The organism is Parasphingorhabdus sp., from assembly GCF_036963805.1.
Lineage (GTDB): Bacteria > Pseudomonadota > Alphaproteobacteria > Sphingomonadales > Sphingomonadaceae > Parasphingorhabdus.
This window is the reverse complement of record NZ_JBALUN010000002.1, coordinates 544,908-557,920: the sequence shown is the minus strand read 5'-3', so window position 1 is coordinate 557,920 and position 13,013 is coordinate 544,908. Positions and strand designations below refer to the sequence as shown.

The following is a 13,013-nucleotide window of genomic DNA, read 5'->3' as shown; positions in this document are numbered from 1 at the left end:
ACTTAGGAGCTGTTAACCATGAAGACCCTTTTATTTGCTAGCTTGGCTGGCGCTATGGCTATGATGCCCGCAGGAGCATCCGCCGCCATCGACTCGGTTAACGGTGGCTCCGCAGCGCAAGCTCCCATGAATATGTCATATACATCTGCGGCTGCGCTTGCCTCTGGCGCGCAGGGCGCAAAGAAAATGACGAATGGCATGGCTGCCCATAAAACGGGTGGCGGTCATGGATTTCATGATGGTGCAAAGGTCCGCATGGGACGCATGGGTTATACGCGCGGCTATTTGCGCCCGCATCGTGGTTTTCGTTTGCCCAGCACCTTCATTCAACCCAGCTTCTACATCGCCAACTATGGCAATTACGGTCTGAGACAGCCATCCTATGGCTATGGCTGGTCCCGCTATTATGATGACGCTGTTTTGACGGACCGCAGCGGGATTGTTTACGACAGCGTCAATAATCTCGACTGGGATCGCTATAACCAAGGTTATAATGACGGATATAGTGCGGGTCAGGCAACCTATGACAAGAGCGTGTTGATGGGTGATGACCGGGTCATCGCAACACCCTCTGGCGCACATGGTGGGTCAACGACCTATCAGGGCGATTGGGACGGCGCCTATCAGGATGATGGCAGCTATCAAGGCGATTGGCAGGGAACCTATCGCGATGCCGAAGGCCAAGTCTACGAAGGCCAATATTCCGGCACTTTCATCGGTGACGGCTCCGCTGTCCAAGCCGGTGCCAGCTACGCTGAAGGCCCACATTGGAGCAGCACAGGGCCGGTCAATGATTATAAAGCCCCCCGTGACGAAGCACCCCGCCATGCGGAACAACGCTATGACAGCCGCGAGGACGAACTCGCCTATCTCGAACGCTGCAAGAAAAGCAGCGGCATTGGCGGCGCAGTAGTCGGCGGTGCTATCGGCGCATTGGCAGGTAACCGCATTGCGGGAAGCGGCAACCGGCTTGGTGGCTCACTCATTGGTGCCGGTGTCGGAGCAGTTGCTGGCGCAGCGATTGATCATGGAACGGACAAGTGCCGCCAGCTGATCAAAAAATATGGTCAGGAATATCATGCCCAACCGCAATATTCTGGGCCCCAATATACACAGCATCACGCCCCTCAATATCGCGCACCACAGGCCTATCCAACCGGATGGCAGGGTGGATATTATTATCCCGCTTATTATCAACCTGCTGTGACGACCGTAGTCATTCAATCGGCACCGGTAACGACAACCACCACGACGACCTATATCGAAGAGGAAGTCATCTATACCAAGGCCAGCGCAGCGAAAAAACGCTGGAAACCAGCTCCAAAGACAGTTTGGAAAGCGAAACCCAAGCAACAAACACCGGCACCAGTTAAAGGCTGCCAGCAGGAATGCTGCCTCTACTGCGAATAATATTAAGTTGAAGATGAAAAAAGCCCGCTGGTCCCCAATGATCGGCGGGTTTTTCTATGACTGGTTGGCTGGTAAGATTTTATTGAAAGGCTGGTAGCATTAACTGATTGTCAGACGGTCTTTTTCAAATCCGCTTTAGCCTCAAATCGGTGCCATCCGTCTGCCCCCAATTGCTCAAGCGGCTGGAAACGGACCTTATATTCCATCCGGCTTGATCCATTGACCCAATAGCCAAGATAGACATAGGGCAGACGAGCTTTTCGCGCGCGCAAGATGTGATCCATGATGATATAATTGCCCAGTCCGGCCCGATCCGGATGATCAGCGTCGAAGAAACTGTAGATCATCGACAGGCCATCCCCTTGTTGGTCGGTGAGGCAGGCACCAACCAGACGGCCTTTGACACCATCAACAGTCGGTTCGCGATATTCGATAACGAAGCTTTTGACGGGTGATTGCTCAATCATGTCAGAATAGTCCATCTCGTCCATTTCCGTCATGCCGCCATCGGGATGCCGTTTGGAGAGATAATTTTGTAACAAGGAAAATTGCTCTTCCGTTGCCCAGGGCTGACAAGCTTCGACAACCAGATCGTCATTGCGCCGCAACAATTTGCGCTGCGTCGCATTTGGCCGAAATCCGTCCACCACGACACGAACAGAGACACAGGCTTTACAATCAATACAACTGGGCCGGTAAGCGACATTCTGACTACGGCGGAAACCGATACGGCCCAATGCATCGTTCAGTTCGTCCGTATGCGGCCCACTCAATTCTGTGAAAACTTTGCGTTCGCTTTTCCCCGGCAGATAAGGGCACGGACTAGGGTTTGTCACAAAAAACCGCGGAAAGCGAACGGGTGCAGTCACAGAAGATGGCCTAACGTTACAAATTTAAGAATCGATGACCCAATATGCCTTGGACTGCTGCTCATGGAAAGGCTCTTTACCACGATTTAAGACCAGTTGCCAAATACCGGCAATGCCCCATCATCCAAACCAAAGAAACAAGACAAAAAAAACGGGGCAAAAAGCGCCCCGTTCCTCTATATTCTTATTGTCAGGCCTCAGGGGCTTGTTGGATCATCATCATCAGCGATGACAATGATACCAGCGATAACCGCAGCTGCAGCCAAAACACCAATAATGATGCCAGAGCTACCACCAGCAAGTTTCTCAGCTTTAGCATCAGTAGAAGCGCCAATGCGCTTGGCTACTGGAGCCGTGCTTTGAACAGACTGTGCCATTGCAGGTACGGTGATGAGGGATAGTGCAGCGACGGATGCCGCCAACTTATTGAACTTCATAATATACTCCAATCAGAATATTCTAGTTTACCAGAAGGACGAGCCGAACGCCGACTCTAGTTCCTCCTGATAGGACAATAACGCCGCGCGATTCTTTTTGACTGCATCCGTTATTGATGCCTTTCTTACGTTCCGTCTTTTATTAAGGCAAGGTTTTAACCAACTTAATTAGGTAAGCCGTGTAAAACCCAGGCTGCCCGTTTAATTATTTCACTTTACTTACATATACTGGACGGCCGCCGATCCATGTTTGCTCAACGGTCATATTTCTGACATCTTGCGGCGTCGCCAGTAATATATCCTTATCAATAATCAGAAAGTCTGCGCGCTTCCCTTTTGTCAGGCTGCCAATCTTATCTTCTGCAAAAGAGGCATAGGCCGCACCGACAGTATAGGCCTGCCAAGCCTGCTCACGGGTGATACGCTCTTCGGGGATCCACCCACCAAAAGGCTGTCCATTCGCATCTTCGCGGGTAATCGCCACGACCAATCCGGGAAATGGATTGGATGATTCGACGGGGGCATCGGTACCAAATGCCAATCTCGCCCCCGATTGCAAAATGGAATTCCATGCATAGGCACCCGCCAGCCGTTTAGCCCCCAGCCGTGCCTCGGCCATCAAACGATCCGATGTTTGATGCACCGGCTGCATCGATGCAATAGCCCCCGTTTGGGCCATCCTCGGCAAATCAAGAGGGTCAATAATCTGAGCATGTTCAATCCGCCAACGGCGGTCGCCCTTAAATGTATACTGTAATTCTTCTATAGCGGAGATCACTTCTTCATTAGCTTGATCCCCAATGGCATGCACAGCCGTTTGAAAACCATCCATAGCCGCGCGGCTCATCTTATTTTTCAACTGGGCCGATGTCAGCAGCGCCAAGCCGCTCTCACCCGGCTTGTCGGCATAAGGCGCCTTCAACAAAGCACCCCGAGACCCCAAAGCACCGTCCAGATAGAGCTTCACGCCCGCGAGCTTTAACCGATCGTCATATAGCCACGGCGAGGGCCCCGGCCCACCGATAGCGATCATATTTTCAATTTCTGCGGCATAGGAAATGATCCGGATGGAAAGCTGGCCCTTATCACCTGCCCTGCGAAAGCTTTGCCAATCCTCCATCGTTGTGCCCATGTCGGCAATGGCGGTCACGCCATGGGACAATAATATTTCCTGCGCCTTCATCAACGCCAGATCATTTTCAACAGGCCGCGGCGCAGGAATGACTTTGGCAAAAAGATCCTGTGCCTTATCGATAAATATCCCGCTCGGCTTGCCGCCAGTCTTTTCAATCGCGCCGCCAACGGGGGCTTTGGTGGCCGTTGTTATGACCGCCTCCTTCATTCCGGCGCTATTGACCCATGCGGCATGTCCATCCACGCGCGTCAGATAAACCGGCCGGTCAGGGATGATTGCATCAAGGTCGGCAGCCGAAGGAAAACGCCCCAGCCCCCAAACTTCCTGATTCCACCCGCGCCCGATTATCCACGGACGGTTAGGAAATTTTTCGGCATATTCACGGATCGCCTGCTGCGCCTCGGCCAAGGATTTTGTCCCCGAAAGATCGAGCGTCAAGGCCGCAAATCCCAGCCCCATGACATGACCATGCGCATCGACAAAACCGGGGATCAGGGTTTTGCCCTTGCCGTCAAACTGGAAATCCAACTCTTTGGGTCGCTTGTCCTTACGGCCCAGCAATTCTTTCACACGTCCGTCATCATCGATGACCATGGCGGCAAAACGGATGACCTTCCCGTCATTGTCTAACGTCATGCCGTTGACATTTTCGATCAAACTATCGGCCTGTACAGGCACCCCGGCCAGCAAGACAGCGGCACATAAAGCCGTGCCCGCTTGCAACTTTGACAAAATACGCATCATGATTCCCTAAAAAAAGCCGGTATCCAGCTATGCCCTACCCTTAGGCAATCGAGACACTAATGAACTGGTATCGTGGCGACCGCCGCCAGCGGCTTGGACTTCCGCATAAAATTGATCGACCAAAGCGGCGACGGGCAGGGTTGATCCATTGGTGCGTGCTTCTTCCAATGCCAGACCAAGATCCTTACGCATCCAGTCTACTGCAAAGCCAAAGTCAAATTCATCCTCAGCCATGGTCGTCCAGCGATTGTCCATTTGCCAGCTTTGTGCCGCACCGGCGGAAATCGCTTCATAGACTTTATCAAGATCCAATTTGCTCGCCTGTGCAAAGCGCAAGGCTTCCGACACACCTTCCAGCACACCGGCAATCGCAATTTGATTACACATTTTGGTGGTTTGGCCCGCTCCGGGTCCGCCGACATGGACGATACGGGCGGCGTAAACGGACATGATAAGCTCTGCAGCAGCAAAAGCTTCCTTGCTACCGCCGCACATGATCGACAGCTTGCCATTTTCGGCGCCTGCCTGCCCTCCAGACATCGGCGCATCGACAACATGGATACCGCGCCCCTGTGCCTCGACCGACAACTGGCGGGCTATCTGCGCAGACACCGTCGTATGATCTATGAACAGGCTACCGCTCTGCATCGCCGCAAAAGCGCCGTCACGCCCCATGGTCACAGAACTCAGGTCATCATCATTGCCAACACAGGTAATAACAATCTCGGCATCCTTGGCAGCCTCCATAGGGCTCGCCGCGAAAGCGCCCCCATGTTCCGCCGCCCATTTTTCCGCTTTGGAGCGAGTGCGGTTATAGACGGTGAGATCATGTCCCGCCCGGACCAGATGCGCAGCGATGGGGCCACCCATCACGCCGATTCCGATAAATGTAATTTTTGCCATAGGTTACATGCATAATCATTGTTTCCCTGAATGACCAGATGCGTTAGGGGCCGTGACACTATGTCAGATAAAGAAACCAGCTCGCACCCTTCCTTCGACTTTGCCGATGTTCAGGCGGCCCATGCGCGTATCCGCGACCGGATCGTGCAGACGCCCACGCTCAAAAGCATTACACTGTCCGAAATGGCGGGCGCGGAAGTCTATCTGAAATTTGAAAATCTGCAGTTTACCGCCGCTTATAAAGAACGCGGGGCGCTTAACGCCTTGCTCTTGATGGACAAGGACAAGCGTGCCGCTGGCGTGATTGCGGCCTCGGCAGGCAATCATGCCCAAGGCTTGGCCTATAATGCAAAAAACCTGAACATCCCCGCGACGATTGTCATGCCGACCACGACTCCCATGGTAAAGGTGGAGCAAACGCGCGGTCATGGCGCAGAAATCGTGATGTTTGGTAGCAGCTATGACGAAGCCTATTTACATGCTCTGGAAATCGCGGAGCAGCGCGGCCTCACCTATATCCACGCATTCGATGATCCACATGTAGCCGCTGGTCAAGGCACGGTGGCAATCGAAATGCTCGAAGCCGTGCCCGACCTCGACCGATTGATCATTCCGATCGGCGGCGGTGGACTCTTTTCCGGCATGGCAACGGCGGCCTATGCGATCAATCCCAATATTAAAATGACCGGCGTGCAAGCCGCGCTCTATCCCAGCATGTATGGCAAGCTCACTGGCAAGGAAGTCACGGCTGGCGGCGACACGCTGGCCGAGGGCATCGCTGTGCGTAACCCATCGGAATTTACCGCCGCCATCATCAAAAAATATGTCGACGAGATTTTATTGGTCGGCGAAGCACAGCTGGAAGGCGCGGTCAGCCTGTTGCTACAGATTGAAAAAACCGTCGTCGAAGGTGCTGGCGCAGCCGGTCTCGCCGCCCTGCTCGGCAACAAGGAAAAATTTGCCGGTGAAAAAGTCGGCCTCGTCCTGTGCGGCGGCAATATCGATACGCGGCTACTGGCCAACGTGTTGTTACGCGATCTGGCCCGCTCCGGCCGCCTCGCTCGCCTACGTCTGCATTTGCGCGATCAACCCGGCGCGCTCTATAATGTGGTGAAGCAATTTGCCGAACATGAAGTGAATATCATCGAAGTCTATCACCAGCGCGTATTCACCAACCTGCCCGCGAAAGGCCTGATCACCGACATTGAATGCGAGGCGAAAGACAAAGCGCAATTGGACGGATTGATCGTCGATCTCAATAAAGAAGGTTATGACGTACGGCAGGTGGAATTAGCGGACTAGCGGTTAGGCTACTGCCTCTGCATCTGCGCGCTTAACCTGCTTATGATCATCTTCGATAAGGCCGCGCTTCCAATAGCTGGAAATATAAAGCCGCTCTTGCCCGAACCCTTGTTCCACCCGCAGATATTGGCGTAGCAGTTTCATTCCCTCAAACTCACAGGCGACCCACGCATAAGCCAATGCCTCCACCGCCGGCACGGTGCGAACGGCGTCGGACAGCAATGCTGGATTAGCACCGAGGTCGGCATCCACCAGCCAGTTAATCGCCACGCCTTCAGGCTTGGCAATATCCTGTTTATCTGCGGCATCGCGGATAAGGATGATGGCATGCCCTGTGGCATCATCAGGCAAAGCCTCTAGGTTCACTGAAATAGCTGGCAAAGCCGTCATATCGCCAACCAGCAAAAATGGGCCGGAGCCACCCGGCAACGGCTTCGCCGCGCCCGGCCCGCCTAGCGTAACGGTGTCACCGACCTGCGCATTAATCGCCCAACGGGTTGCGGGGCCGGATTCATCGTCCGAACCATGCAAGGCAAAGTCGACATCAAGGCCCGCCTCTGATTGATGCCTTATGGTATAGGTCCGCACACATGGCTTCCCGCCATCGGCATCGGGCAGCATCAACTTAACATAGCCGCCACTCTGGCCCTCCGGAAAGCCAGCGAGACCTTCACCGCCCAGCCGGAGACGGTGCAAATTGGGGGTTACGCGAAAACTGTCCATTACTGACAGAGTACGGGGTTCTGGGCGGGCCATAGAGAGGTTCCATTATCAGGGGAAGAAAATATCGATATGCTAGCAATCCGTTCGGATATTAATTCTCGATATCATATGATATTCGCGCCGCGAATTTCCAATGGAGCGGGGCCGAATTATATCTAGCGATTTATCGATTACACTAATCGATCTAGCCTTTAAGTAGCTAATCGCCCCCATGCATCGCCGCTCTAAACCCGAGCAGTCACCCCTGCATCGCGCATCCCACGCCAAACCTGCGCCGCCTGCACAGTTTCCGGTACATCATGCACGCGCACAATCTGGGCACCTTGTTGTATGGCGTGGTGCGCAAAGGCAACCGAACCGCCCAACCGCTGGTCAACATCTGCTTCCTTGGACAGCGCGCCGATCATCCGTTTGCGGCTGGCACCGATGAGTAGCGGTTGGCCGAGGCCATGGAACATGGCGATATTATTCATAAGCGCCAGATTATCTGTCAGCGACTTACCGAAGCCTAGCCCCGGATCGACGATGATTTTTTCCCTTTCAAAACCCGCTTCGACAACATCGTTTATACGTTGCTCCAGCCAGTCATAGGTGTCGGTCACGACATCCCCCCCGGGACTCTGACCGCCACCCTTATGCGGGTTTTTACCGCTGGAAGGCGCGTGCATCAGCACCACCGGTAAGCCTGATACGCCGGCCACTTCCAGCGACCGGCTATCGTGCAGCAACGCGGACACATCATTGATAATATGCGCACCCGCCGCAATTGCCGCTTCCATTACCGCCGCTTTGCGCGTGTCGATGGACAGCGCCGCTCCGCATTGGGCGAGCTTTTCGATCACTGGTACGACGCGCTTAATTTCATCGCCTTCCCACACAGGCTCCGCTCCGGGCCGAGTGGACTCTCCACCAATGTCGAGTATCGATGCGCCTGCCGTTGCCATATCAAATGCGGCATCCGCTGCAATTTGCGGGTCGCCATCATGTTTGCCGCCATCGGAAAAACTATCCGGCGTCATGTTCAATATGCCCATGACATGGGGTTGATCAAAACGCAGAACCCGCTCTCCACATTGCAGCGGCGCGTGGGTCTTTGTCAGATTGGCAAACAAGACAGCGGCACGTTCTTGCAAGGGTTCCGGCAACCGCGATGCGATCTTGTCCCATAGTTCAACGGGAACAAGCGCCCTGATGGTTGGCTTGCCATCCTCAAATATCGAATATTCTATTTGAGAAAACCAAAGCAAACTATTGTTTAACCGCCTATTTTGATCGTCAAAATATTGCGGACTATCCAGAAACCCAATGGGTTTCAGATATAGTTTTGCATTGGCACCAATATCCACCATCGCGTTCGTCCTAAGGCTCTGTGGCTAGCAAGTAGGTCTGACGCAGATCGTCAACCGGTTTCAGCTTTTCGCCATCATCATAATACCAATAGGTCCAGCCGTTACAGCTTGGCGCGTCCTGAACCGTGGCTCCGATTTTGTGGATAGATCCTTCATGGCCTTCCCACAGCAGCGAACCATCCGCCCGCACTTTTGCTTTGAATTTGCGGTTCTTGCTACACAATTCCGTGCCGGGTTTGAGATAGCCGGTTTCGACCAATGTGCCAAAGGCTACTCGCGGCTTCGACTTGGGCGATTGCATGGTTTTAAGGTCGCTTTCATCAAGCGGCAGCGCGGCTTCGATGCGCTCTTCGGCCACTTCGCAGTAGCTATCCTCTTTTTCACAACCAATCCAATTGCGGCCCAGACGTTTTGCCACAGCGCCAGTGGTTCCGGTCCCGAAAAACGGATCAAGCACAACGTCACCCTTATTAGTGGTCGCCAGCATCACCCTGTATAGCAAAGCCTCTGGCTTTTGCGTCGGATGCGCTTTGACGCCATTGCGTTTCAACCGTTCTTGTCCGCCACAAATCGGCATGACCCAATCGCTGCGCATTTGCAGCTCGTCATTGAGATTCTTCATCGCGCGATAGTTGAACGTATATTTGGCTTTTTCCGATTTCGACGCCCAGATCAGCGTTTCATGGGCGTTGGTAAAGCGTGTGCCTTTGAAATTAGGCATCGGGTTGGCTTTACGCCAGATAATATCGTTGAGTATCCAATAGCCCAGATCCTGCAACGTTGCGCCGACACGGAAGATATTATGATAGCTGCCAATAACCCAAAGCGAACCATTGGGTTTCAATATGCGCCGCGCTTCACTCATCCACGCTTTTGTGAAAGCATCATAAATGGCAAAACTGTCAAAATGGTCCCAGGCATCATCCACGGCATCAACCTGCCCGCCTTCGGGCCGGAAAAGATCACCGCCCAGTTGCAAGTTATAAGGCGGGTCAGCAAAAACCATATCAACGGATTCATCCGGCAGGCTTTTCATCGCCTCTACGCAGTCCATTTTTAAAATCTGGTTTAGCGGCAATTTGACCGCAGGCTTTTCAATGACCGGCTTTTTGGGCCGGACAATTTTTGCCTTTGCTATAGTTTTGGGCGTGTCGATACGCTCAATAATTCCCATGAAATATTCGCCTTTTTGACTGAAGTAGCGGTCACGGTGAGTCTTTCGCAGTCCGCGGTCAAGGCTGTTAACTTAGGTTAACGGCCAATATCGATGGTTAACAAAATATTGCAAAAGAGAACGAAAGGAGTCCCCCCACCAGATATGGAGTCTTGGCACGACCAGCGGACTCAATCCCTAGTGGTGTGCCCAAAAGGACTCTGTCCCGATTTTAAATGCAAAAAAATTTAAAAAACTTCGTATTTCACAAAGACTAACCCAAAAACATGGTTACATATTGGTTAACCCGTTTGCCGGGCTTCACAATATATGATTATATCGTCCCCATATTTCGGTTGATGCTTTTATTTGATCATACGGGGCGCGTAATGGCTATGGATACCAAACTAAAAGACACGGGCGATACAGTAAAACCAAGCCAGCCGGATACGCTCTTCACAGCAAAAACAAGTGACGCGGAACAGGTGCTGTTACAATCCGGCACAGACCCTGTCATGCCTTTTGGCGTAAAATATGGCGGCCGGGCGGCCCGCGCAAAATTGCGCGAACATGCCATTTTGTCCACCACCAAAATCGGCGGCTCCATCGCGGCGGTAGTTTGGGCGATTGCTTATGGATCCGGCTGGGTCGAATGGTCGGCGTTCATGGTCGGCTATTTCCTGTCGATGGTCGGATGTATTGTCGGCTATCACCGCTATTTCTCGCACCGCGCTTTTGAAACATCAAAGCCGATGGGCATATTCATTGCGATTTTGACGCAATCTGCCGCGCAAGGCTCCGCCCTCCATTGGGCCGCCAATCACCGCCGCCATCACGCGATGACGGACAAAGTTGGCGACGCGCATAGTCCCCATTTTGATGGCTATGGAAAACCATTAAAAGGCTTTGCGAAATTCCATCATAGCCATGTCGGCTGGTTGTTCGACCGGACGACGACTGATCTGGCTATTTACGGCAAGGGACTCGTCGATGACGAAATCGTCATGTTTGCCCATCGCACCCGCTGGATCTGGTATTTTGTTTCCGTGATTGTCTTTCCGGCGCTTTGGGCCTTGGCCTTTGCTGGACCAGAAGCGATAATTGGCACGATATTAATCGCCGGATTTTTGAGGGTTTTCACGGTTCTCACCGTGTTACAAAGCGTGAATAGCATCTGCCATCTCTTTGGATCACAACGCTTTCATGGTCATGGCACCGCCAAGAATAATCTGATCGTCAACATACTAACCATGGGCGATGGCTGGCATAACAACCATCACCAACATCCGCGCTCCGCAACATCCGGCTTGGTATGGTGGGAATTTGACCTATGCGCCGGCATCATCCGCTCATGGGAAAAAATGGGCCTCGTGTGGAATGTCAAATGGGCGCCGCGCTACACCAAGGATGAACATGGCAAATGGGTGCAGGAAAAAAGCAAGGTTGCTGTGAAGCAGGCGATTTGATCCGGACCGAGTTACAGTAATGAAAACTGCGCGACAGGCGCAAAGCTTTTGCGGTGCAGCGGCGTAGGTCCATATTTCTTGAGCGCAGCCATATGCTCCGCCGTGCCATAGCCCTTATTCCGCTCCCATCCATATTCGGGATATTCTTCTGCGGCAGCAATCATAATCCGGTCACGATATTCTTTCGCCAGTATCGATGCGGCTGAAATGCACGGATGGATAGCATCGCCGCCAATCACGGCCTCGGCCTGAAAATCCCATTTGGGCAAGCGATTACCATCGACCAATATATGATCGGGCGATTGGGACAATCCCTCTGCCGCACGCGTCATAGCCAGCATGGTGGCCTGTAATATATTGATAGAATCAATCTCTGATTCATCGCATAATGCTATATAATATATAGTTTTTTCTATGATTTGAATTTCCAGAACTGCGCGTCTTTTTGCGCTCAGTTTCTTGCTGTCATCCAGCCCGTGGATCGCATGCCCATCCGGCAATATCACCGCCGCCGCCACTACCGGACCGGCAAGCGGTCCCCTGCCCGCTTCGTCAATACCGGCAATATATTGCGGCTTCATATTTCAGGCACACCCATGGGCCCAGAACCTGCGCCAAAGCCCGGTGCGCTTTTAAGGCTCGCCCGGACATATTCGCGCGCCTTGCCAATGGCGACGCTGAGATTGTCACCGCTGGCTTGATATGTCGCGATAGCTGCCGACAGGGTGCAGCCGGTTCCATGGCTATGCCGCGTGTCTATCCGGCTGCCTTCCCATCGCTCTATCTCTCCGTCTGCGCTAATCAGCCTGTCCGTTAAAACCTCGCCATCGCCATGCCCGCCTTTGACCAGATAAGGCACGGCGGATTGCGCAATCATCGCATCTCCGCCCAGCCGTTCCATCTCTGCAAGATTGGGCGTTACAAGCGTGCACAGCGGAATTATGCGTTGAAAGGCCGCTACCGTAGCATCATCGGCCAAGGTCGCGCCGCTTGTGGCCACCATGACGGGATCAAAAATAATCGGCTTGTCGCGCACGGATTTCAGGAAGTTCGCCACCGCCAAGGCGATTTCCGGCGAACCGAGCATCCCTATCTTAATCGCATCAGCGTCAAAATCATCCATCACCGCCCAAATTTGCGCCAGCACCATATCGGGCGACATTAATTCTACAGCCGTGACACCCGCACTATTTTGCGCGGTAACGGCGGTAATCGCGGTCATCGCATGACCGCCAAGATTGGTAATGGTGCGGATATCCGCCTGTATGCCTGCCCCGCCGCCGCTGTCAGACCCGGCGATGGACAGCACGCGCGGGGGATTGGCGCTCATATTCCGAATATCAGCAGGACAATGGCCGAAATTAAAAGGAAATCGGCAATCGCAACGCCGGTTATAACGGCGGCCCGATTTTGCTGGAACCAGTCCGGAATGATGATGAACAGCGCCAGCCCGACCGCGACCGGCACAAATAAAACCATAACGATGATAGCCAGAAATATCATATTATCTTCCGATCCGCTT

The 13,013-nt window shown here is 53.2% G+C and carries 13 protein-coding genes; 3 read left to right on the top strand and 10 right to left on the bottom strand.

Going from position 1 to position 13,013, the window contains the following annotated elements; genetic code table 11:
- Positions 1-18 precede the first annotated feature (18 nt).
- Positions 19-1,410 carry an RcnB family protein gene (locus tag V7676_RS09330; RefSeq protein ID WP_335659415.1) on the top strand — a complete coding sequence of 464 codons (1,392 nt, stop codon included), beginning with the start codon at positions 19-21 and terminating at the stop codon, positions 1,408-1,410.
- 110 nt (positions 1,411-1,520) lie between these two features.
- Here the strand turns inward: V7676_RS09330 and V7676_RS09325 are convergent, their stop codons facing one another.
- The 4 genes from V7676_RS09325 to V7676_RS09310 all read right to left on the bottom strand — a co-directional run bounded on the left by V7676_RS09325 (position 1,521) and on the right by V7676_RS09310 (position 5,498).
- Complete coding sequence (locus V7676_RS09325) at positions 1,521-2,279, bottom strand: arginyltransferase (RefSeq protein ID WP_335659414.1); 759 nt, start codon at positions 2,277-2,279, stop codon at positions 1,521-1,523.
- A gap of 197 nt (positions 2,280-2,476) precedes the next feature.
- Complete coding sequence (locus tag V7676_RS09320) at positions 2,477-2,716, bottom strand: hypothetical protein (RefSeq protein WP_335659413.1); 240 nt, start codon at positions 2,714-2,716, stop codon at positions 2,477-2,479.
- Between the two features lie 205 nt (positions 2,717-2,921).
- Positions 2,922-4,595, bottom strand: a complete 1,674-nt coding sequence (locus V7676_RS09315; RefSeq protein ID WP_335659412.1) for an amidohydrolase — start codon at positions 4,593-4,595, stop codon at positions 2,922-2,924.
- A 27-nt stretch (positions 4,596-4,622) separates the two neighbouring features.
- Positions 4,623-5,498, bottom strand: coding sequence for an NAD(P)-dependent oxidoreductase (locus V7676_RS09310; protein WP_335659411.1), 876 nt, complete (start codon positions 5,496-5,498; stop codon positions 4,623-4,625).
- A gap of 60 nt (positions 5,499-5,558) precedes the next feature.
- Here V7676_RS09310 and V7676_RS09305 point away from each other — a divergent pair, with 60 nt between their 5' ends.
- Positions 5,559-6,800 carry a threonine ammonia-lyase gene (locus tag V7676_RS09305; protein WP_335659410.1) on the top strand — a complete coding sequence of 414 codons (1,242 nt, stop codon included), beginning with the start codon at positions 5,559-5,561 and terminating at the stop codon, positions 6,798-6,800.
- Positions 6,801-6,803: 3 nt separating this feature from the next.
- Here the strand turns inward: V7676_RS09305 and V7676_RS09300 are convergent, their stop codons facing one another.
- The 3 genes from V7676_RS09300 to V7676_RS09290 all read right to left on the bottom strand — a co-directional run bounded on the left by V7676_RS09300 (position 6,804) and on the right by V7676_RS09290 (position 10,046).
- Positions 6,804-7,556, bottom strand: coding sequence for a siderophore-interacting protein (locus V7676_RS09300; RefSeq protein ID WP_335659409.1), 753 nt, complete (start codon positions 7,554-7,556; stop codon positions 6,804-6,806).
- 191 nt (positions 7,557-7,747) lie between these two features.
- A complete protein-coding gene (folP, locus tag V7676_RS09295; RefSeq protein WP_335659408.1) occupies positions 7,748-8,872 on the bottom strand; it encodes a dihydropteroate synthase in 1,125 nt (374 codons plus the stop codon).
- A gap of 10 nt (positions 8,873-8,882) precedes the next feature.
- Positions 8,883-10,046: a site-specific DNA-methyltransferase gene (locus V7676_RS09290; RefSeq protein WP_335659407.1), complete on the bottom strand. Its 1,164-nt coding sequence runs from the start codon at positions 10,044-10,046 to the stop codon at positions 8,883-8,885.
- A 368-nt stretch (positions 10,047-10,414) separates the two neighbouring features.
- Between V7676_RS09290 and V7676_RS09285 the strand changes: the two genes are divergently transcribed.
- Positions 10,415-11,491 carry an acyl-CoA desaturase gene (locus V7676_RS09285; protein ID WP_335659406.1) on the top strand — a complete coding sequence of 359 codons (1,077 nt, stop codon included), beginning with the start codon at positions 10,415-10,417 and terminating at the stop codon, positions 11,489-11,491.
- Positions 11,492-11,502: 11 nt separating this feature from the next.
- Here V7676_RS09285 and V7676_RS09280 read toward each other — a convergent pair whose 3' ends face one another.
- From V7676_RS09280 to V7676_RS09270, 3 genes are read right to left on the bottom strand one after another with little or no spacing between them, the layout of a single operon-like run.
- Complete coding sequence (locus V7676_RS09280; RefSeq protein ID WP_335659405.1) at positions 11,503-12,072, bottom strand: ribonuclease HII; 570 nt, start codon at positions 12,070-12,072, stop codon at positions 11,503-11,505.
- Positions 12,069-12,821 (bottom strand): bifunctional hydroxymethylpyrimidine kinase/phosphomethylpyrimidine kinase, encoded by a 753-nt coding sequence (thiD, locus tag V7676_RS09275; RefSeq protein WP_335659404.1) that lies wholly within the window; start codon positions 12,819-12,821, stop codon positions 12,069-12,071. Before thiD ends, V7676_RS09280 begins: the two co-directional genes overlap by 4 nt.
- Positions 12,818-12,994: a hypothetical protein gene (locus tag V7676_RS09270; RefSeq protein WP_335659403.1), complete on the bottom strand. Its 177-nt coding sequence runs from the start codon at positions 12,992-12,994 to the stop codon at positions 12,818-12,820. Before V7676_RS09270 ends, thiD begins: the two co-directional genes overlap by 4 nt.
- Between the last annotated feature and the right edge of the window lie 19 nt (positions 12,995-13,013).

Bases quoted from the DNA above. Each gene is read 5' to 3' on its own strand.
- V7676_RS09270 (WP_335659403.1), bottom strand. From the start codon at position 12,994: ATGATATTTCTGGCTATCATCGTTATGGTTTTATTTGTGCCGGTCGCG.
- V7676_RS09305 (WP_335659410.1), top strand. From the start codon at position 5,559: ATGTCAGATAAAGAAACCAGCTCGCACCCTTCCTTCGACTTTGCCGAT.
- V7676_RS09320 (WP_335659413.1), bottom strand. From the start codon at position 2,716: ATGAAGTTCAATAAGTTGGCGGCATCCGTCGCTGCACTATCCCTCATC.
- V7676_RS09300 (WP_335659409.1), bottom strand. From the start codon at position 7,556: ATGGCCCGCCCAGAACCCCGTACTCTGTCAGTAATGGACAGTTTTCGC.
- V7676_RS09280 (WP_335659405.1), bottom strand. From the start codon at position 12,072: ATGAAGCCGCAATATATTGCCGGTATTGACGAAGCGGGCAGGGGACCG.
- V7676_RS09285 (WP_335659406.1), top strand. From the start codon at position 10,415: ATGGCTATGGATACCAAACTAAAAGACACGGGCGATACAGTAAAACCA.
- V7676_RS09330 (WP_335659415.1), top strand. From the start codon at position 19: ATGAAGACCCTTTTATTTGCTAGCTTGGCTGGCGCTATGGCTATGATG.
- thiD (WP_335659404.1), bottom strand. From the start codon at position 12,821: ATGAGCGCCAATCCCCCGCGCGTGCTGTCCATCGCCGGGTCTGACAGC.
- V7676_RS09310 (WP_335659411.1), bottom strand. From the start codon at position 5,498: ATGGCAAAAATTACATTTATCGGAATCGGCGTGATGGGTGGCCCCATC.
- V7676_RS09315 (WP_335659412.1), bottom strand. From the start codon at position 4,595: ATGATGCGTATTTTGTCAAAGTTGCAAGCGGGCACGGCTTTATGTGCC.
- V7676_RS09290 (WP_335659407.1), bottom strand. From the start codon at position 10,046: ATGGGAATTATTGAGCGTATCGACACGCCCAAAACTATAGCAAAGGCA.
- folP (WP_335659408.1), bottom strand. From the start codon at position 8,872: ATGGTGGATATTGGTGCCAATGCAAAACTATATCTGAAACCCATTGGG.